This window comes from Mycobacteroides sp. H001, from assembly GCF_001440005.1.
Taxonomy (GTDB): domain Bacteria; phylum Actinomycetota; class Actinomycetes; order Mycobacteriales; family Mycobacteriaceae; genus Mycobacterium; species Mycobacterium gwanakae.
Genome location: NZ_LJYH01000048.1, coordinates 60,525 through 80,702, shown reverse-complemented (window position 1 = coordinate 80,702; position 20,178 = coordinate 60,525). Strand labels below are relative to the sequence as shown.

The window sequence follows — 20,178 nt, the reverse complement described above, 5'->3', positions numbered from 1 at the left end:
ACATGCGAATTCTCATCGTGGGTGCCGGGGGAGTGGGCAGCGCGGCCGCGTTCATCGCGGCCCGTCGCGAGTTCTTCGAGGCGCTGGTGATCGCGGACTATGACATGGCGCGGTCGCAGGCAGTGGTGGATCGACTCGGTGATCCCCGGTTCACGGCGGCCCGCATCGATGCCTCCTCGGCTGACGATGTCGCGGCGCTGTGCCGGGAGCACCGAATCACCCACGCGCTCAACGCGGTCGACCCCCGATTCGTGATGAGTGTGTTCGACGGGTGCTTCGCAGCAGGCGTGACCTACCTCGACATGGCGATGAGTTTGTCGCATCGTCACCCGGAAAGGCCGTACGAACTGCCCGGGGTGATGCTCGGCGATGAACAGTTCGCCGCGGCCGAAAAGTGGGAAGCGGCAGGGCAGTTGGCTTTGGTCGGTATCGGGGTCGAGCCGGGCCTGAGCGACGTGTTTGCGCGGTACGCCGCCGACCATCTGTTCTCCGAGATCGACGAGCTGGGTACGCGCGACGGATCCAATCTCGAGGTGCAGGGATACCGATTCGCGCCGTCCTTCTCGATCTGGACGACCATCGAGGAGTGCCTGAATCCGCCCCTGATCTGGGAACGCAACAAGGGTTTCTTCACCACCGAACCCTTCAGTGAACCGGAGGTTTTCGACTTCCCCGGCGGCATCGGTCCCGTCGAATGCGTCAACGTCGAGCACGAGGAAGTGGTGCTCATGCCGCGCTGGGTGAAGGCCCGGCGGGTGACATTCAAATATGGCCTCGGCGCCGAATTCATCAACGTGCTGCGCACCCTGCGTCTGGTCGGGCTGGACAGCACCGACCCGGTCAGCGTGCACGCCGACGGTCGCGACGCCTCCGTCAGCCCTCGTGATGTGGTGGCGGCGTGCCTGCCGGACCCGGCCGGGCTGGGGCATCTGATGCGCGGGGCCACCTGTGCGGGTCTATGGGTCACCGGGACCGGTAAGGACGGCAAGCCCCGCGAGGTCTACCTGCACCACGTCGTCGACAACGAGTGGACGATGGCACGCGACGGTGCGCAATGCGTCGTGTGGCAGACCGCCGTGAACCCGGTGGTGGCCCTGGAACTGCTCGCCGAGGGTGCGTGGAGCGGCACCGGTGTGCTGGGGCCGGAGGCATTCGACAGCCTCCCGTTCCTGGACCGGCTCAATACCTTCGGTGCGCCGTGGGGCATGCAGGACCGTTTGGCCGCCTAGCGCTGAACCCCTTGGTACGGATTCGGCACCCGGCCATTGCTGGCCGCCGACAGGATCGGCAGCGTCGAGAAGGTGACTGCCGGAAGACGCAGCGAGGTGCCGTCGACGAGTTCGGCGCGTGCCCAGGCGTGCCTGTCGAATCCGAGGCCCTTGACCTCGGTCCACGGCAGCGTCCGGGTGCTTGCCAGCGTTCTTACCTGCACTGATTCGGTGTCGACTGCGGTCCGATACCGGAAGATGGCATAGGACATGGCGGCGGGGATCAGCAGCAGCGGCGCAAGGACCGGGAGGTACAGGACGAACGTCAGGATGCCGAGCGCCAGGAACCCGGACATGAAATGCGCCATCGGCGACGTCCTGATGACTGTGCGCTTCTCCTCGGTCATCCATCCATTGTCCCCGACGGTGAGGCCAGGGCGAGAATTCGGCCCGGAACTCAGTGGCTTCACGCTCGGCGAAGCCGCCCCTAGCAGGGATTTGACTCGGACCTCCAGAAACGACTACCGTACGCGGTGTGAACAACCCCGCCTTGCTCGTAGTAATCGGTATGCGCGTCGACGCGTAGCCCGAGTCCAAGGCAACTCGCGCACACTCGACGCGCAACCCTCGTACAGCAGACCGCTGGCGGGGGTTTTTTGTTGCCATAGGTTTTCAGTACGGACACAACAAGAGGACAGACCACCATGAGTGCACCTGCAAAGCCCAAGCCGGCTTCTGCTTCTGGGCCGGCCCCAGCAGCAGCTCCGGAAGCGAACACCGTCGCACCCCAGCGCGTCACCGGCGCGCAGTCGGTAGTGCGCTCGCTTGAGGAGCTCGGTGTCGAGGTCATCTTCGGTATTCCCGGCGGTGCGGTGCTGCCCGTGTACGACCCGCTGTACGACTCGGTGAAGGTCCGGCATGTCCTGGTGCGGCACGAGCAGGGTGGCGGGCACGCCGCCAGCGGGTACGCCCACGCCAGCGGCAAGGTCGGCGTCATGATGGCCACCTCCGGCCCGGGTGCCACCAACCTGGTCACCCCGTTGGCCGACGCGCAGATGGACTCCATCCCGGTGGTCGCGATCACCGGGCAGGTGGGGCGGGGCCTCATCGGCACCGACGCCTTCCAGGAAGCCGACATCTCCGGCATCACCATGCCGATCACCAAGCACAACTTCCTGGTGAACAACGCCGAGGAAATCCCGCGGGTCATCGCCGAGGCTTTCTACATCGCCCAGAGCGGCCGTCCCGGTGCGGTCCTCGTCGATATCCCCAAGGACGTGCTGCAGGCGCAGACCACGTTCAGCTGGCCGCCGCAGATCTATCTGCCTGGCTACAAGCCCGTCACCAAGCCGCACGGCAAGCAGGTCCGTGAGGCGGTTCGGCTCATCGCCGCCGCCAAGCGCCCGGTGCTGTACGTCGGTGGCGGTGTCATCCGCGCGGACGCATCCCCGGAACTCAAGGAATTGGCCGAACTGACCGGCATCCCCGTCGTCACCACCCTTATGGCGCGCGGTGCATTCCCCGACAGCCACGAGCTGCACATGGGTATGCCCGGGATGCACGGCACCGTCGGCGCGGTGGCAGCACTGCAGCGCAGCGATCTGCTGATCACCCTGGGCGCGCGTTTCGACGACCGCGTCACCGGGCAGCTGGACTCGTTCGCGCCGGACGCCAAGGTGATTCACGCCGATATCGACCCCGCCGAGATCGGTAAGAACCGCCACGCGGATGTGCCGATCGTCGGCGACGTGAAGAACGTCATCTCCGAGCTGACCGAGGCCATCCGGAACGACCGTGCGACCGGTGCGACCACCGATCTGTCCGAGTGGTGGGAGTACCTGTCCGGTATCCGCGCGACCTACCCACTGGGATACGACGCACAGCACGACGGCAGCCTGGGCCCGGAGTTCGTCATCGAGACGTTGGGCAAGATCGCCGGACCAGACGCGGTCTACGTGGCGGGCGTTGGGCAGCACCAGATGTGGGCCGCGCAGTTCGTCAAGTACGAGAACCCGCGTACCTGGCTCAACTCCGGTGGCCTGGGCACCATGGGCTTCGCGGTTCCCGCGGCCATGGGTGCCAAGATGGCGCGCCCCGAGGCCGAGGTGTGGGCCATCGACGGTGACGGCTGCTTCCAGATGACCAACCAGGAGCTGGCCACCTGCGCCATCGAGGGCGTGCCCATCAAGGTGGCGCTCATCAACAACGGCAACCTGGGCATGGTGCGTCAGTGGCAGACGCTGTTCTACGAGCAGCGCTACTCGCAGACCGACTTGGCCACGCACTCGCGCCGCATCCCCGATTTCGTGAAGCTGGCCGAGGCGCTTGGCTGCGTCGGATTGCGTTGCGAGCGTGAAGAGGACGTCGCCAAGGTGATCGAAGAGGCACGGGCCATCAACGATCGCCCGGTGGTCATCGACTTCATCGTCGGTGCCGACGCCCAGGTGTGGCCGATGGTCGCGGCGGGCACCAGCAATGACGAGATCCAGGCGGCGCGGGGCATCCGGCCGCTGTTCGACGATGATGAAACTGCGGAGCAGGAAGGGTCACGATGACCAGCACCCACACTCTGAGCGTTCTGGTCGAGGACCGTCCCGGTGTGCTCGCCCGTGTCGCCGCACTGTTCTCCCGTCGTGGCTTCAACATCGCATCGTTGGCGGTGGGCCCGACGGAGCTCAAAGGTATTTCGCGCATGACAATCGTCGTCACCGTCGACGATTTTCCGCTCGAACAGGTCACCAAGCAGCTCAACAAGCTCATCAACGTGATCAAGATCGTCGAACAGGACGAGGAGAATTCGGTGGCCCGCGAGCTCATGCTCGTCAAGGTGCGCGCCGATGCGTCGGTGCGGGCGCAGGTCATCGAGGTGGTGAACCTGTTCCGTGCCAAGGTCGTGGATGTATCGCCGGAGTCGGTGACCATCGAGGCGACGGGCACCCAGTCCAAGCTGGATGCACTGCTGCGGATGCTCGACCCGTACGGTATTCGGGAGATCGTGCAGTCCGGCGTGGTCGCGCTGTCGCGCGGCCCGCGGTCCATCGCCGCCGCCAAGTAATACTTAAAAGAGAAGGTAAGAAGGGAAAAGCACTGTGGCAGTTGAGATGTTCTATGACGATGATGCGGACCTCACCCTGATTCAGGGCCGCAAGGTCGGCGTTATCGGGTACGGCAGCCAGGGACACGCGCACTCGCTGAGCCTGCGCGACTCCGGCGTTCAGGTGAAGGTCGGTCTGCGCGAGGGTTCGAAGTCGCGCGACAAGGTCACCGAGCAGGGTCTTGAGGTCGACACTCCCGAAGAGGTCGCCAAGTGGGCCGACGTCATCATGATCCTGGCGCCCGACACCGCGCAGGCCGAGATTTTCTCCAAGGAGATCGAGCCGCACCTCAAGGACGGCGACGCGCTGTTCTTCGGTCACGGCCTGAACATCCACTTCGGTCTGATCAAGCCCCCGGCCAACGTCACCGTTGCCATGGTCGCCCCCAAGGGCCCCGGCCACCTGGTGCGTCGTCAGTTCGTCGACGGCAAGGGTGTGCCCGCGCTCATCGCCGTGCATCAGGACCCCAAGGGTGAGGGCCAGGCCCTCGCGCTGTCCTATGCCAAGGGCATTGGTGGCACCCGCGCCGGCGTCATCAAGACCGACTTCAAGGAAGAGACCGAGACCGACCTGTTCGGTGAGCAGGCCGTGCTCTGCGGTGGCACCGAAGAACTGGTCAAGACCGGATTCGACGTCATGGTCGAGGCCGGATACGCCCCCGAGATGGCGTACTTCGAGGTGCTGCACGAGCTCAAGCTGATCGTCGACCTGATGTACGAGGGCGGCATCGCCCGCATGAACTACTCGGTGTCCGACACCGCGGAGTTCGGTGGGTACCTGTCGGGCCCGCGCGTCATCGACGCCGGCACCAAGCAGCGGATGAAGGACATCCTCACGGACATCCAGGACGGCACCTTCGTCAAGCGCCTCGTCGCCAACGTCGAGGGCGGCAACAAGGAGCTTGAGGGTCTGCGCAAGGAGAACGCCGAGCACCCGATCGAGGTCACCGGCAAGAAGCTGCGCGACCTGATGAGCTGGGTTGACCGGCCCATCACCGAGACCGCTTAGGATCTGTTTATCTGAACGCAAGGCCCCCGCACTCTTCGGAGTGGCGGGGGTTTTTGCCTTTCGGGCTGTGGTCGCCCAACGGGAATGGTGCCGATCGAGTATGCGACTGTGGCCATACCCGGAACGGTGGATACTGGAACCCGATGACCACCTCCCACGCGACGTCCGTCGCTTCCCGTCTCGCCGCACCCGTCGTTGTGGGTGCGGCGGCGGTCGCGGGTTGTGCGGCGATCTGGCTCGGAGACCCGACAACGCCTGGGGGAGTGCTTCCGGTGTGTCCGTTCAAGGCGCTCACCGGACTTGACTGCCCCGCGTGCGGTGGCCTGCGGATGGTCTACTCATTGATGCACGGCGACGTGCTGGCGGCACTGCGCTACAACGCGGTTGCCTTGGTGGCCTTGGGGTTCCTCGCGGTCTGTTTTGTCGCGTGGACGCGCAGCCGCTGGCGGGGAGCCACTGACTGGAATCCGCCATGGCTGCGCGGGTGGGTGGCGTCCATCATCCTGGTGGTGTTCGCGGCCTGGTTCGTCATCAGGCTGATTCCGATCGCGCCGTTCACCGCGCTCCGAGTGTGAGGGTCTAGGCGGACTGCTCCATAAGTTCGCGGGCGTTCTCTCCCAACGTAATACCGTCATCGCCGATGAACAGTCTCGAGATCTCGCGCGCCATCGGCTCGAGTGTGAACGGCACAAAGGCAGGCTGCGCCACCCGTAGCAGCAGGGCCAGCACCGGGTCGGCGATGCGGGGAATCCCCAAATGACGCCGCACCTTTGGGGGCACCACCGCAACAGACGGCACGGCGGTGACCAGGGTGATCGCGGCAACCGCAGCCGCCGTCAGTCCACCGAAGCCCCGTGCGTTTCTGATCACCGATACAGCGAATCGCATGCCACCCGGCACAAAACCCTTCACCATCCGGTATTCGGATTCGATCGAGTCGTAATAGGCCTCCACCTCCTCGGAGGTCACCGGCACCGTGTCCGGGTCGGCTCCCATGAGTTCGGCGAATGTCTTGACTTCCAAGAAGAATTGGTCGCGTTCGGCTTTGGGGAGACGCCGGGGGATAAGACGCCCCGGCGCGGGAGTGTTCTCGTAGATCCGTAGTGCCGCATGCATGATCGTCACATGCGCGAAGAGCACCAGGGCCGGGCCCTGCGCATCGTAGGGCCGGTCGGTGCCGGGAATGACACCCTTCATGTTGCGGTGATAGTGACGCAGGTGCGCGGCGAGCGCGTCGGCACTTGCGGTGTCGCCGAAGATAATCGGTATCGGGACGCCGGCAGTGCGCTGGATGCGCTTGACGGTGTCGTCGAAGTCGACCTGATTGCGCTTGCTCTTGGTGAACACCGGATCGTGGTTGATCTCGACGGCCTGCAGCCCCTCATGGCTGCCCTCCAGGAGGGCGGTCACCAGCACGATCATCGGTGCCACCGAGGGATGCAGAAACACCTTCCAGGTCACTGAGCCGGGGCCGAAGTAGCCGTAATCCAGGTGTCCGTCGGGGCCGGTGCGTTGACCGGCGGGAGTGGCACCGTCTCCGCGGCGCCAGATTCGGGCTTTGGCATCACCGCGTGGCGGCATGCCCGCCGAGCGTGATGTTGCGGCGTGTGCAGCTGTGCTTGGCATCGTTGCCTCCCAGGGAGCGGTTCGCTTCCTCCTCATTGGAGACGTTAACAACGTCAGTTGTCAACAGTGGCGCGCACATCTGTTATCGGAGTGGCTCTCGTGTTGTGATCTCTGCCGATGAAACGCCAGCTACAGGCGGTTTGCATCGATCAGGTCAAGGCCCAGGGCGGTGGCGTCGTGGATGACCGCTTTACCGTCACGGCGGCTGCGCACCAAGCGTGCTTGCCGCAGCGCCGAGGTGTGTTCGGACGCTGATGCGGGGCTGATCCCGAGGTTGCGGGCGATATCACCGGTGGTGTGCTCCGCGGTCAGCACGCGCAGTACCGCGGCGCGGGTCGATCCGAGTATTGCCGCGAGTGGGTCGGATTCAGCACCGACACTGAGGGTCAAATCGATGGGGGCAGGGTACGCCAGGACGACCGGCTGCTCGCCGAGCTCACCGACCAGGGGTGGTCCCGCCCAGAAAACGCTGGGCGTCAACACGATGCCGCGGCCACGCAGCGCGATGGTGGTGCGTTGCGGACTGTCGATCTCAAGGCAGTCGCCATTCCATCGTGCGCCGGGGACAATCTTGCCGAGGGCGGCCCGCACACCGTGGCGCGCCATCACGCGTCCCTGCCGCACGAGTTCAATCTGATGGTTCGCCTGGATGTCGGGCCAGTACGGTTCCAGCACCGCTTTGTAGGCGCCTTTCGTCATGCGCCCCAATGCCACAGTGGCTTCGCGATCACCGGCGATGGCATGCCGGAGATACGGTGGCGCCCCGGCACCTTCGGTGGGGCCGCGCCCGAAGACGGCCAACTCTGCCAGCGCCTGCTGGCGATTCAGCTTCTCGATGGACCGCATACCCTCATCGAAGCTGTCGCCCAGCACGGTGGGCGACAGTGACCATGAAAAGTGGCTCACCACTGTACGTCCCGGTGCTGCCGCGATGGGAAATGCTGCCAGTGCGCGACAACGCCACCGCTCGCCCCACGGTGTGCGAATACCTTGCCGTAGTGCTCGTGTGGCGAACTTCATCTCCAACAATGGCGCAGGCATAGGCAGAAACCTCGTCAAAGCAAGGTCATTCGCTGTGAAGATGAGTCGCAACACGCTGGCCTACAACCCGCTGCGGACCGCTTTGACGAGCATTTCCACACAATATGCCCATACCTGCCCGCACACCCATGAAATGTCTGCGTGGAACTGTCGGGAACGCAAACTACCTGTGAAACCGCATGGGGATGCTGCGCGGTCCCCGGATGGCGGGGGCGTCCCGCCAGCTGACGGGGCCAATCACCTCGGGTCCGCGCGCCAGGATTTCACCGATGGCCACCGTGGTCTCCAGCTTGGCCAACGCCGAGCCCAGGCAATGGTGTGCGCCATATCCGAAGGCCAGCGGCGGGGTGCTCTTGCGGCCCAGCCGGAACTCCGCGGGATCGACGAACACCTGCGGATCGCGGTTCGCCGCGGCAATCGCGATGAGCACCGTCTGGCGCTCCCGGATCATGTGCCCGGCCAGATTGTGGTCCTCGGTCGCAACGCGCGCGGTGCCCTGTACCGGACCGTCGAGCCGGAGCAGTTCAGTAACGACCGCCGGGTCGTCGGGGTCGATCTCGTCGGCCAGCCGAAGGCTGTGGGGGCGTGGGGCAAGCAGTCGAAGCATGCTCGCGCCCAGTAGGTTTGCCGTCGTCTCATGACCCGCGATGGCGATCATCAACGCCATGGTGACCACGTCTTCCAGCGATAGGTTGATATCGGATGCGATCAGGCTGAGGAGGTCGTCTCCGGGGTGTACGCGGCGGTCCGCGGCCAGCGGCAGAAGTTCGGTAGCGAGGGTCGCGCCCGCGGAGGTGCCGGCCAGGACAGTCTCGACGTCGGCGAAGGCCCCGAGCATCTGGATGATGATCGGGGACTCCTGGCGAAGGACGGCTGACGCCGCATCGTCCAGGCCGAGCCACTCGCCGATGATCGCGATCGGCAACGGCAGGGCGATATCGGTCATGAAGTCGAAAGTTTCTCCAGCTTGCGGATATTCGACGACCTGAGCGGTGATGGATTGCACGCCTTCGCGCAGGCCGGCGATGAACCCCGGGGTGAATACGTCGCGGACGGCGCCCCTGAGCTCGGTGTGGTCGGGTCCGTCGACGAAGAGCATGTTTCTGCCGAAGTCGGACAGGTCGAGGTACTCGGGGACCGAGGCCCGCATCTGCGGGCTGGCGAGGGGATCGCTCGACCATCCGGTGCCACCCAGTACCTCGCGGGCCGGGTGGTAACCCAGAACCACCCAGGTTCCGGCATTCTCGTCCCAGACCACGTCACCGCGGGCCCGCAGGTTTTCGTAGTAGCGGTAGGGATCCCTTGAATCCCAGGGAATCCGGGGTGCGATGGGGTTAGCAGTGGTCATGGTGATCCAATCCGAAGGGCAGGCCTCGCTCGCGGACCCATCCGACATGCTGTTTACCTAGCGGGGAAATGGCTTCGGCCACACCATCGAGATCATCGAGCAGCGCGTGCGTGTGCACTGTCGCGTTGAGCGTTGCCGAGAGTGCGCTGATGTTCAGATTGATCCGGGCCAGGAACACCAGATCGCTGGGTATCGACATCTGATGCAGCGTCTGGAAGTTCAGCAGGGAACGGGTCGCGCTGTTCGATATCTCACGGGTAAATGTCACCGGCTGAGGGCCCCGGATGTCCTGCACGGTTGCCCCGAGCCACTGAAAGACATCGTGAGCCGACAGCGGGGAGTCGGCGGCGAAATATCCGGCATCGACCGTCAGCTGGCGTAGGTCTTCGCGGCGTTCCTCGGCGGCCGCGCGAATCATCTGTACGAGCCGATAGCGCAAGGACTCGGGCACCACCTTGATGCAGCCGAAGTCGACAAAACCAACGGACCCGTCCATTCCGAACCGATAGTTGCCCGGATGCGGGTCGGCGTGAAACAGATTCGCGTGCCGAAATGATCCGGTGCTGAAACGCCAGATTGTCTCCACCCAAACATCTTTGAGATCCTGGTCGGCCTGTTGTGCGGCCACCCAATCCAGGCCGTCCAGATAGGTCATGGTGAGCACCCGATTGCCGGACGCTTCAGATATCACCTCGGGTATCCGGATAAAGGGATGGTCCGCGTAGAGCGCCGCGAAGGCCCTGATATTCGCCGCTTCCTGTCGATAGTCCAACTCCTCGGAGATGCGTGCGGCCACCTCGTCGGCCATGAGTCGATGGTCCAGTTGTGGCCGCGGCCCGGCAATACCTGTTGCGAAGCGCAGGAAAGTGGCCATCAGCTCCGCGTTCGATAGATCGTGCTCGATGGCTTGTGCCACACCGGGATACTGGACCTTGACGGCGACCGGGCGGCCATCGTGGAGGGTCGCTCGATGTACCTGGCCGATCGACGCCGCGGCGATCGGATCATCGCTGAATTCGGAGAAGAGTTCTTCGACGGATCTCCCAAGATCTTCTTCGAGGGCCTGGCGTGCCAACAGGGGATGCATGGGCGGTGCGTCAGCCTGCAGGCGCGTCAAGGCGTTTTGATATGGGGAAAGCTGGTTGTAGCCGTGGGATGCGATATCGGCGACCGAGAAGATTTGGCCGGCCTTCATCAGGACGCCCTTGGAGTGTCCGAGTAGTTCGGTGTAGCGCTCGGCGGTGCGTTCGTGGAACCGTTCGACAGCGCCGGTGTCCCCGGCTTTTTCGCGCAGGCCCGCGACGAGTCGCCCGCCTGCGGCTCGGGCGGTGAAGCCGGCCAGCGGCATGGTGCGCCGGATTCGGCCGCGCGGGATGGGTTTGTCGTTCACAGCTGGACACCAATCTTTGACGGGTCTCGCGGCTCCAATCCGAACGGCAGACCGCGCTCCCGCACCCATGCCACATGTCGCACCCCGAGCGCAGTGGTGGGCTCGGCGACACCGGTCATGTCTTCGACGACTGCGCGGGCGTCCACCGTGGCACCCAATTTGGACAGGGTTGACCGCACACCCAGCGGAACCCGGACGAAGTAGATGAGATCGGGCGGTAACGCGATGCGTGCAGACAGCGAGTTCGGGCTGCTGGTGTCCAGAGTGGCCATATTCCGGTTGACCAGTTGGGGCGTATAGGTAACAGGTTGCGGACCAACAACATCCGGATTGTTCTGGTCCATCCACCGGTGCACTTCATCGGTCGTCATGGTGGATCCGGCGGGTATGAACCCGGCTTCGGTCATGATCGAGTGCAGGTCCCCGATTCTTTTCTGCAGGTTGGCGACGATCATTTGTATCCATGCCAGGCGCAGGCGTTCGGGAATGATCTTCACGGACCCGAAGTCGACGATCCCGATCGATCCGTCGAGGCCGAACCGGTAGTTTCCCGGGTGCAGGTCCGTGTAGAACGCCGAGGCGTGTTGTAGAGGGGAGAGGCTAAATCTCCACAGCGCCTCTCCCCACGTGTCTTTGAGTTCACGGCTGCACTGCTGGGCCTGCGCCCAGCCGATTCCGTCGACGTAGGTCATGGTGAGTACCTGGTCGCTGGATAGCTCCGGCACGGCCTCGGGGACTCGGATGAAGGGATGCCCACGGAACAACTCGTGGAATGAGGCGATGTTGGCGGCCTCGCGGCGATAGTCGAGTTCTTCGGCGATCCGTTCCGAAATGTCTTCGGCCGTCGCGCGTAGGTCAATGGCGACGCTGCGACCGAGCAGGGACAAGAAGGTCCGCAGGAAAGTCGTGACGAGTTCGGTGTTGGCGAGATCTTCCTGAATAGCCTGGGCCACACCGGGATACTGGATTTTGACGGCGACCGCGCGGCCGTCATGAAGTACCGCGCGATGAACCTGACCTATGGATGCCGACGATATCGGCTCGTCGGTGAACTCGGCGTATGCCTCGTCCACCGAGAGTCCGAGCCCCGATTCGACGATGCTCCGTGCCAACGCGGGGTCCATGGGCGGCGACTGGGTCTGCAGCTTGGCCATCGCTCGCTCGTACGGCGAGATGCGCCCATCACCCATTGCGCTCGTGTCGATGCTCGAGAAGATCTGGCCGGCCTTCATCAGGACGCCCTTAGAGTGCCCGAGTAGTTCGGTGTAACGCTCGGCGGTCTTTTCATGGAAGCGGTCCACGGCGCCGGTGTCTCCGGCCTTCTCGCGCAAGCCTGCGACCAGTCGGCCGCCCGCGGCCCGGGCGGTGAATCCCGCCAGCGGCATCGTGCGCCGGATGCGGCCCCGGGGAACCAGGTCCTCTGTCATGACTACCTCCTACCGGTGGACCATGCCAGCTGCTAAAGTACTCACTGAGTGACACTAAGTGATTACTTGGGAGCCGTCAATGGTTGAGATTTCCACAAAAGAACGCCTGGTCGCCGAGGCCATGAGGCTCTTTGGCGAGCAGGGGTACAAGGCGACTAGCGTCGCCCAGATCGAGAAGGCGGCCGGTCTTACTCCCGGATCAGGCGGGCTCTATCACCACTTCAAGTCCAAAGAAGCGCTGCTGGAGGCGGGCATCGATCGTCAGCTCGATCGCCGGCGCGCGATGCGTGACATTCGCGCGCTATTCGGTGGACTCGGCGACCTGCGTAACGAACTCACCATGATGGGTCGGTACCTGCTGACCGTGCTCGATGAGGAGTCGCAGCTGCTGCAGATCGCATCGAGTGTTCCGGCCGGTCACCTGGCCAGGCTCGATACCGCCTATGCCGCACTCTTCGATGGCCTCTACGCCGAGCTCACCGACTGGGTACATGGCTGGGCCCCGGACATCGGCAAGGCGCAAGCGGAATCGATTGGGGCGCTGGGCGTCAACGCCCTCTTGGGCAAGCGTGCGACCAGTACGGTTTTCCGGGCACCGACCGCCACCATCGCCGACGAGGACTACATCGCGGAATGGACGGCTGTACTGGCTACCAGGATCGAATCGCTGCGCTAGTCTCCGCCGGTGGCCATGACACCGGAGACCGTGCCCGTTGAGTCTGCGGTACCGCGCAGCCGGATCGTCGTCGCCTCCATGGTGGGTACAAGTATCGAGTTCTTCGACTTCTACATCTATGCCACCGCGGCGGTGCTGGTGTTCCCAACGTTGTTCTTTCCCAGGGGGGATGACACCGCGGCGCTGCTGTCGTCGTTCGCGACGTTCGGGTTGGCCTTCGTCGCCCGCCCCGTCGGCTCCATGGTGTTCGGGCATTTCGGCGATCGGATCGGCCGTAAGGCCACCCTCGTCGGATCGCTGATGACCATGGGGGTGGCGACCTTCGCGATCGGGCTGCTGCCCACCTTCGACACCGTTGGCTACTGGGCGCCCGCGCTGCTCTCGCTGTTGCGCTTTTGTCAGGGTCTGGGATTGGGAGGGGAGTGGTCGGGGGCTGCGCTGCTGGCAACCGAAACCGCCGAGGAAGGGAAGCGCGGCTGGGCGGCGATGTGGCCACAGCTGGGCGCCCCGATCGGATTCTTCTTCGCCAACGGCACTTTCCTGTTGCTGATGCTCGTCATGGGCTTCGACGCCAAGACAGCTGCGGCCAACCATGCGTTCCTGTCCTGGGGCTGGCGAGTGCCGTTTTTGGCCAGTGCGGTCATTGTGGTTGTCGGCCTTTATGTCCGGCTCAAACTCACCGAGACGCCCGTCTTCACCCAGGCAGTCGCCGAGGGCAAGAAGGTCCGCGCGCCGCTGGCCGAGGTGGCTAAGACTTCCTGGCGCCAGCTGGTGATCGGCACGTTCGTCATGCTGGCCACGTACACGATCTTCTACGTCGTGACGACCTGGGCGACGTCGTACGGAACGGGGAAGGTGGTCGACAAGTCCGGGGTCAAGCTCGCGATCGGTTACGTCGATTTCCTACAGATGCAGCTGATTTCGGTGCTGTTCCTGGCAGCGTGCGTGCCGATATCCGGACGGCTGGCCGACAGGTACGGCCGCAGACCGGTGCTGCTGACGTTCACGGCCGGGATCATCGTGTTCGGGCTGTCGTTCGGCTGGTTCCTCGACCCCTCGACGGTGAACAAGCCGATGATGTTGGTGTTCTTGAGTGTTGGAATGGCATTGATGGGCCTGTCCTTTGGCCCGATGAGCGCCCTGCTGCCCGAGCTGTTCCCCACGAACGTGCGTTACACCGGGTCGGGGATCGCGTACAACTTCGCCTCCATCATCGGAGCCGCCGTCGCGCCGTTCATCGCCACCTGGCTGGTGCACGACTTCGGCGTCGCATGGGTAGGGGTCTACCTGTCGATCGCCGGTGTGTTGACATTCGTCGCATTGCTCGCCGCGCGCGAGACCCGTGGAGTGGATCTCGCCGAGGTCTGATTCAGCTGCCCAGGTCGATCGAGGGGAAGTAGATGACCTGCCCCACAGAAAGGTGATCGGGGTTTTCGATGAGGTTGGCCGCCGCCACCATCTGGACCGCGATCTGTGTCCGTGCGGTGTTGTAGTCGCCGTAGTTCTGCTGCGCCAGCTTCCAGAGTGTGTCGCCGGAGACGACGGTGTGGCGCCGGTTGAGCCGAGGCTGGATCAGCACGGAGCCGGGTTCCGGATCATCACCGCTGAGCTGATTCGCGATGGCAATCACGATCCAGAGCGTCCAATCGCCGTACCAGCGGTCCGCGAGCACCTGCAGCGTCTCGCCCGGCATCACGGTGTGATGTCCCACGTTGGCGAGGTCCGGCATCAGCAGCCATTCGCCGACAATCAGGTCGCGCTGCGATACACCGCTGGGGCTTTCGAACACCCCACTCATCGAGAAGCTGCCGTAGAAATGTTCGGCGATTGAGCCCTTGGTGTCACCCGCCTTGACCTGGTAGCGATAGGTGACGTACGGAATCTCAAGTTCCTGCCCCACCTCGATGAGATCAGGATCGGATAGGTCGTTGACCACCGCGATCACCCGGTAGCGGCGTCCGTCGCCGTAGAACATTTCGGACAGTTTCCACAGGGTGTCACCACTGCGGACCGTGTATGGGCCACTGACAGGTAGTACATGTGTTTCGGTCATGCGCATAGCGTCATCCGGGCGTGTGTCCTGGGTCGCGAGTAGTGCGCTACTCGATGTGGCGGGCCACGACCACGGTTGTCGGCGACTGTGATGTCCGCCGCTTACGGCGGCACACTAGGCTATGGCGACGTGAGCGAACGTCCAGTCGTGCTGATTGCCGACAAACTTGCCCAGTCGACCGTCGAAGCACTTGGTGATGGTGTGGAGGTGCGCTGGGTCGACGGCCCGGATCGTCCCGCACTGCTGGCCGCGGTACCCGACGCTGACGCGCTGTTGGTGCGTTCGGCGACCACCGTGGACGCCGAGGTACTGGCAGCCGGCACCAAGCTCAAAATCGTCGCGCGTGCCGGCGTCGGACTCGACAACGTCGACGTCAAGGCCGCAACCGCCCGCGGTGTCCTGGTGGTCAACGCACCCACCTCGAACATCCACAGCGCTGCCGAGCATGCCGTCACCCTGCTGCTGTCCACCGCGCGGCAGATCCCGGCCGCCGACGCCTCGCTCAAGGCGCACACCTGGAAGCGTTCGTCGTTCAACGGCACGGAGATCTTCGGCAAGACGGTCGGTGTGGTGGGCCTGGGCCGCATCGGCCAGCTGTTCGCGCAACGCCTTGCCGCGTTCGGGACGCACATCGTCGCCTACGACCCCTACGTCTCGGCCGCTCGCGCCGCCCAGCTCGGCATCGAGCTGCTGACCCTCGACGAACTTTTGGGTCGGGCAGATTTCATCTCGGTGCACCTGCCCAAGACCCCGGAGACCGCGGGTCTGATCGGCAAGGAAGCCCTCGCCAAGACCAAGCCGGGCGTCATCATCGTCAACGCCGCACGCGGTGGGCTTATCGACGAGGCCGCCCTGGCTGACGCGATCCGCAGCGGTCACGTCCGCGGCGCCGGGCTCGACGTGTTCTCCACCGAGCCGTGCACCGACAGCCCGCTTTTCGAGCTCGACCAGGTTGTGGTGACCCCGCACCTGGGCGCCTCGACCAGCGAGGCCCAGGACCGCGCCGGTACCGATGTGGCGGCAAGCGTGAAGTTGGCCCTGGCAGGCGAATTCGTGCCCGACGCCGTCAACGTCGGCGGGGGAGTTGTCAGCGAAGAGGTCGCGCCGTGGCTTGAGGTTGTCCGCAAGCTTGGTGTGCTCATCGGGGCCGTCTCCGAGCAGCTGCCCACCTCGCTGTCGGTCGACGTCCGTGGCGAACTGGCCTCCGAAGACGTTGCGGTGCTGAAGCTTTCCGCGCTGCGCGGACTCTTCTCGTCGGTGATCGAGGATCAGGTGACCTTCGTGAACGCTCCGTCGATCGCCGAGGAGCGTGGCGTGAGTGCGGAGATCAGCACGGCCACCGAGAGCCCCAACCACCGCAGCGTTGTCGACGTACGCGCCGTATACGCCGACGGTTCGGTGATCAATGTGGCGGGCACTCTGTCCGGCCCACAGCAGGTGCAGAAGATCGTCCAGATCAACGGACGCAACTTCGACCTGCGTGCCGAGGGCGAGAACCTGGTCATCAACTACGCCGACGTGCCCGGCGCCCTCGGCAAGATCGGCACCGTGCTGGGTTCGGCAGACGTCAACATCCAGGCCGCGCAGCTGAGCCAGGACGCTTCGGGCGAGGCGGCCACCATCATCCTGCGTATCGACCGCAGCGCCCCGGACGCCGTACTCGACGAGATCCGCGCTGCTGTCGGTGCGACAACCCTTGAGCTGGTGGATCTTTCATGACAAAGCTCGCGATCATCGCTGGCGACGGCATTGGCCCCGAGGTCATCGGCGAGGCGGTGAAGGTGCTCGACGCGGTGCTGCCCGGTGTCGAGAAGACCGAATACGACCTGGGTGCCCGTAGGTACCTGGCCACCGGTGAGCTCATGCCCGATTCGGTGCTCGACGAGCTGCGCGGGCACGACGCCATTCTGCTTGGTGCCATTGGCGATCCCTCGGTGCAGAGCGGAGTGCTGGAACGCGGTCTGCTGCTGCACACCCGATTCGCACTCGATCACCACATCAACCTGCGCCCCGCCAAGCTGTACCCGGGCGTGACGGGTCCGCTGGCGGGTAACCCGGCCATCGACTTGGTCGTGGTGCGCGAGGGCACCGAGGGGCCGTACACCGGCAACGGCGGCGCCATCCGCGTAGAGACCCCGCACGAGGTCGCCACCGAGGTCAGTCTCAACACCCGCTTCGGAGTCGAGCGTGTGGTGCGCAACGCCTTCCAGCGCGCCGAGGCCCGTAGCAAGAACCTGACGCTCGTGCACAAGAACAACGTGCTCAAGTACGCCGGTTCGCTGTGGACGCGGACCGTCGACGAAGTCGCCACCGAGCACCCGGACGTGCAGGTTTCTTACCAGCACATCGACGCCGCCACCATCCACATGGTGACCGACCCGGGCCGGTTCGACGTCATCGTCACCGACAACCTGTTCGGCGACATCATCACCGACCTGACGGCCGCCGTCACCGGTGGAATCGGTTTGGCTGCAAGCGGAAACATCGACGGTTCGGGCAAGAACCCCTCGATGTTCGAGCCGGTGCACGGCAGTGCGCCCGATATCGCGGGGCAGGGGATCGCCGATCCCACCGCCGCTGTGGTGTCGGTGGCCCTGCTGCTGGATCACCTTGGCGAGAAGGAAGCCTCGGCGCGTGTGGAGAAGGCTGTCGAACAGCACCTGGCCACCCGGGGCGCGGAGAAGCTGTCCACCTCGGCCACCGGCGATCGGATCGCCAGCTTCCTGTAGTCCTGATCGAGTGCGAGCCTCACGCGGAAATCCAGCCGGAAAATCGCGTCAGGCTCGCATTCGGCGTTATTGGGCGGGTTTCTCCAGCTTCACCGGCACCAAACCGACAGCGGCCAAAGGGAACAACGCACACACGGCGAAGGCTGCGGAGAATCCCACCGCCGTAGCGATCGCCCCGAAAACCGGCGGTGCCACGGCGGCGGCCAGCAGCTGGCCGGTGTTCTGTGCGCCCAGGGCGCGGCCGCTCCAGAACGGTCCCGCGATTTCCGCGATCGATGTGTACGCCAGACCGTTGTCGGACACCGTGATCACCGACGCCACCAGCATGACGACGACGCTGATGGACCAGTCCAGTTGATTGGTGAGAGCCAATAGCGCCATGGCGGCTGACGCGGCCACCGCGATGGCCCGGATCGGGCGCATACGTGAACCCCAACGATCAGACCACATTCCGGCGGCAACCCGGCCGAGCGCGCCGGCCAGCTGCGCCACCGTCACCATGATGCTGGCCGCGCCGATACTCCACCCTCTGTCGGTCACCAGCCACACCAGGGTGAAGGTCCACACGACCACCTGGGGAACCACCAGCAGCACCGACACCGCGTGGATCAGCCACAGCACCCGCGAACCGCGATAGGGGTTGGACAGATGTTCCTCGGGTGCTTCCGAGCGCGGTGGTCGCGGCGGGTCGATGATGCCCACCAGGCAAATCGCCGAGGACACCGCACATACGGCCGCCGGGAAGATCAATGCCGTTGCCACACTGTGGCTTTCCGCGATACGGGGGATGACTAGGGCGCCCAGTGCAACTCCGAGTGGCTGCGCCATCTGGCGGATGCCCATCACCGTGCCCCGCTGGTTCGGCGGGAACCACCCCACCACCACGCGCCCGCTGGCCGAGTTGCACGCTGCCGCAGACGCCCCACCCAACAGTAGGAAGACGCCCGTGAGCACCAACGACGGCGCCTCGGCCGCGGCGAACGCGGCCAGGGCCGTCAGCGCGAGGCCGCTCACCAACGCGATCCGCTCACCGAATCTGTCGATGAGCGCGCCCCATGCGATGAGTGTCAGCACCATCCCGAAGCTGGGCATCGCCGACAGCAACCCCGCGTTGGCGAGATCCAGCCCGCGCTCGGTGTGTAAGGCGGGGATGAGGAACGCCACACCGTTGATGAAGACATTGGCGGCGGCGGTGGACCCCAGGGAAATGGCCAGCATCGCCCAACGGCGTGCTGTACCAACCTCATCAACACGAACCATGAGTGCCATGGTTCCACATCTATCTCAAATTGTTGAACTAGTATCCCAATATATGGGATTTGCTAGCTGGCCGTCGCGAGCTTGTCGTGCTGCCGGTAGGTGCGATCGCCCCCGGTCTGTGCCATGCCGCGCGAGACGATCTGGCGCCGCGCAAAGTGACCGAATTCCTCGCTGATGCGGGTCATTCCCGGCAAGACATTGCGGCGCTCGAAGAACCAATTGACCACCGACGTCCCCAGGACCGCGGCCTGCATCGACTTGCTGTCGATAAGCCCCAGGTGATCGGCATGTGTCTTGCCGAGGATGAGGCGGCTGTAGGACGAAAGATAGGCGCGGGAAAGCCGCATGAACGCGGGCTCGTCCGGCATAGACCGGTGTAGCGCCTGCGTCAGCGAGTACGAGTCCTCGTCGGGCAGGAACTCGGTATCGGCCTCCAGCCAGAACAACCGCCAGGTGTCCTCCTCGCTGGTGGGTACGAGTTCGGGGTGAATTCCCATGAGCTGCCCGACATATCGCCAGAAATGGAAGACTGCCTCGCGCTCAGTGTCCGAGAAACTCATGCCCATGGCCTGGCATCCCGCCAGATTGGCCAGCGAGAAGAGCATCAGCGTCCCCGCCAACTGGATCTGATTGATCGGGGTGTCCCAGTTCTCGTAATCCCAGTCATCGCGCCGATTCATGGCGCCGCGAACCAGCGCATGCATGAGACGGACTCGAGACACTCCCTTGAAACCGGTGGCGAACCGCTCGAGTCCACCGGGGGAGGTGACATCGATGAGCCATTGCGCCGTCTCGTGCAGCCGGCGCGGGGCCGCGGCCTGCAGATTTAGATTGCCGGTACCGACCAGGGGTTTGTCGGCGCGGGACGAGAGATAGCCCCCGGTGAGGGCGAGGCCGGGCAGTGCCAGGCCCAGGCCCACCACTCCGGTGCGCATGCTGACCCGCGCGGCCAGCTCAAGCTTCGCGTCGTCGAGCCAATACGGCCGGGCATCGACCTGTGTGAAGAACGCAACGAGTTCCTCGGGGGGATTGTCGACCGATTCGATGCCGGACTCCAATGCCATCTCGAACATCCGTCGCCCCTGGCCTGCCGGGAAGCGCGCGAACATCGCGACCACGGCATCGGCGAGCGGGTCGCCGACGTGCGCGTACTGACGGAAGGTCTCCCGCTGCTCGGCGGTCGCGCGGATGTCTCGTCCGGCCAGGAAGCGCGTGAACACGTTGAACGGGAACTCGCGAAGCTGCGGCGGGTTGGGGAGCTTCTGCCAGCTCGAAGCCATGAATGAGGTCCTTTCCTCGTTGAACGGGCCATCTGGT

At 64.6% G+C, this 20,178-nt stretch carries 18 protein-coding genes; 9 read left to right on the top strand and 9 right to left on the bottom strand.

Annotated features, from left to right (window positions below):
- The first annotated feature begins 2 nt into the window (after window positions 1-2).
- Window positions 3-1,229, top strand: a complete 1,227-nt coding sequence (locus AOT83_RS24405; RefSeq protein WP_057963708.1) for a saccharopine dehydrogenase C-terminal domain-containing protein — start codon at window positions 3-5, stop codon at window positions 1,227-1,229.
- Here the strand turns inward: AOT83_RS24405 and AOT83_RS24400 are convergent.
- A complete protein-coding gene (locus AOT83_RS24400) occupies window positions 1,226-1,615 on the bottom strand; it encodes a PH domain-containing protein (RefSeq protein WP_030094120.1) in 390 nt (129 codons plus the stop codon). The genes AOT83_RS24405 and AOT83_RS24400 overlap by 4 nt on opposite strands.
- 297 nt (window positions 1,616-1,912) lie before the next feature.
- On the opposite strand from AOT83_RS24400, the gene AOT83_RS24395 reads away from it, so the two are divergent.
- The 4 genes from AOT83_RS24395 to AOT83_RS24380 all read left to right on the top strand — a co-directional run bounded on the left by AOT83_RS24395 (window position 1,913) and on the right by AOT83_RS24380 (window position 5,886).
- Window positions 1,913-3,763 (top strand): acetolactate synthase large subunit, encoded by a 1,851-nt coding sequence (locus tag AOT83_RS24395; protein WP_030094119.1) that lies wholly within the window; start codon window positions 1,913-1,915, stop codon window positions 3,761-3,763.
- Window positions 3,760-4,263 (top strand): acetolactate synthase small subunit, encoded by a 504-nt coding sequence (gene ilvN / locus AOT83_RS24390; protein ID WP_057963707.1) that lies wholly within the window; start codon window positions 3,760-3,762, stop codon window positions 4,261-4,263. The genes AOT83_RS24395 and ilvN overlap by 4 nt, the downstream gene beginning before the upstream one ends.
- A 46-nt stretch (window positions 4,264-4,309) precedes the next feature.
- Window positions 4,310-5,311: a ketol-acid reductoisomerase gene (ilvC, locus tag AOT83_RS24385; protein WP_030094117.1), complete on the top strand. Its 1,002-nt coding sequence runs from the start codon at window positions 4,310-4,312 to the stop codon at window positions 5,309-5,311.
- Window positions 5,312-5,454: 143 nt separating this feature from the next.
- Window positions 5,455-5,886: a DUF2752 domain-containing protein gene (locus AOT83_RS24380; RefSeq protein WP_030094116.1), complete on the top strand. Its 432-nt coding sequence runs from the start codon at window positions 5,455-5,457 to the stop codon at window positions 5,884-5,886.
- 4 nt (window positions 5,887-5,890) lie between these two features.
- Here AOT83_RS24380 and AOT83_RS24375 read toward each other — a convergent pair whose 3' ends face one another.
- The 5 genes from AOT83_RS24375 to AOT83_RS24355 form a co-directional block, all read right to left on the bottom strand.
- Entirely contained in the window at window positions 5,891-6,937 is a 1,047-nt protein-coding gene (locus AOT83_RS24375) for an oxygenase MpaB family protein (protein ID WP_057963706.1), read from the bottom strand.
- 129 nt (window positions 6,938-7,066) lie between these two features.
- A complete protein-coding gene (locus AOT83_RS24370) occupies window positions 7,067-8,032 on the bottom strand; it encodes an ArsR family transcriptional regulator (protein WP_046254261.1) in 966 nt (321 codons plus the stop codon).
- Between the two features lie 109 nt (window positions 8,033-8,141).
- Entirely contained in the window at window positions 8,142-9,326 is a 1,185-nt protein-coding gene (locus tag AOT83_RS24365) for a cytochrome P450 (protein ID WP_057963705.1), read from the bottom strand.
- Window positions 9,313-10,716 (bottom strand): AarF/ABC1/UbiB kinase family protein, encoded by a 1,404-nt coding sequence (locus AOT83_RS24360; RefSeq protein ID WP_057963704.1) that lies wholly within the window; start codon window positions 10,714-10,716, stop codon window positions 9,313-9,315. Before AOT83_RS24360 ends, AOT83_RS24365 begins: the two co-directional genes overlap by 14 nt.
- Window positions 10,713-12,143, bottom strand: a complete 1,431-nt coding sequence (locus AOT83_RS24355; RefSeq protein WP_057963703.1) for an AarF/ABC1/UbiB kinase family protein — start codon at window positions 12,141-12,143, stop codon at window positions 10,713-10,715. Before AOT83_RS24355 ends, AOT83_RS24360 begins: the two co-directional genes overlap by 4 nt.
- 79 nt (window positions 12,144-12,222) lie before the next feature.
- On the opposite strand from AOT83_RS24355, the gene AOT83_RS24350 reads away from it, so the two are divergent.
- Together AOT83_RS24350 and AOT83_RS24345 are read left to right on the top strand one after the other, a co-directional pair.
- The gene (locus tag AOT83_RS24350; protein WP_057963702.1) at window positions 12,223-12,819 is read left to right on the top strand and encodes a TetR/AcrR family transcriptional regulator; all 597 of its coding nucleotides are present in this window, start codon (window positions 12,223-12,225) and stop codon (window positions 12,817-12,819) included.
- 15 nt (window positions 12,820-12,834) lie between these two features.
- Entirely contained in the window at window positions 12,835-14,187 is a 1,353-nt protein-coding gene (locus tag AOT83_RS24345) for an MFS transporter (RefSeq protein ID WP_057963701.1), read from the top strand.
- Between the two features lies 1 nt (window position 14,188).
- Here the strand turns inward: AOT83_RS24345 and AOT83_RS24340 are convergent, their stop codons facing one another.
- Complete coding sequence (locus tag AOT83_RS24340) at window positions 14,189-14,872, bottom strand: LysM peptidoglycan-binding domain-containing protein (protein ID WP_232783305.1); 684 nt, start codon at window positions 14,870-14,872, stop codon at window positions 14,189-14,191.
- Window positions 14,873-15,019: 147 nt separating this feature from the next.
- Here AOT83_RS24340 and serA point away from each other — a divergent pair, with 147 nt between their 5' ends.
- Window positions 15,020-16,591: a phosphoglycerate dehydrogenase gene (gene serA / locus AOT83_RS24335; protein WP_030094107.1), complete on the top strand. Its 1,572-nt coding sequence runs from the start codon at window positions 15,020-15,022 to the stop codon at window positions 16,589-16,591.
- Window positions 16,588-17,601 (top strand): 3-isopropylmalate dehydrogenase, encoded by a 1,014-nt coding sequence (locus AOT83_RS24330; protein ID WP_030094106.1) that lies wholly within the window; start codon window positions 16,588-16,590, stop codon window positions 17,599-17,601. Before serA ends, AOT83_RS24330 begins: the two co-directional genes overlap by 4 nt.
- Before the next feature lie 66 nt (window positions 17,602-17,667).
- Here AOT83_RS24330 and AOT83_RS24325 read toward each other — a convergent pair whose 3' ends face one another.
- Window positions 17,668-18,870, bottom strand: coding sequence for an MFS transporter (locus AOT83_RS24325; protein ID WP_057963700.1), 1,203 nt, complete (start codon window positions 18,868-18,870; stop codon window positions 17,668-17,670).
- 53 nt (window positions 18,871-18,923) lie between these two features.
- Window positions 18,924-20,141, bottom strand: coding sequence for an oxygenase MpaB family protein (locus tag AOT83_RS24320; RefSeq protein WP_046254251.1), 1,218 nt, complete (start codon window positions 20,139-20,141; stop codon window positions 18,924-18,926).
- Between the last annotated feature and the right edge of the window lie 37 nt (window positions 20,142-20,178).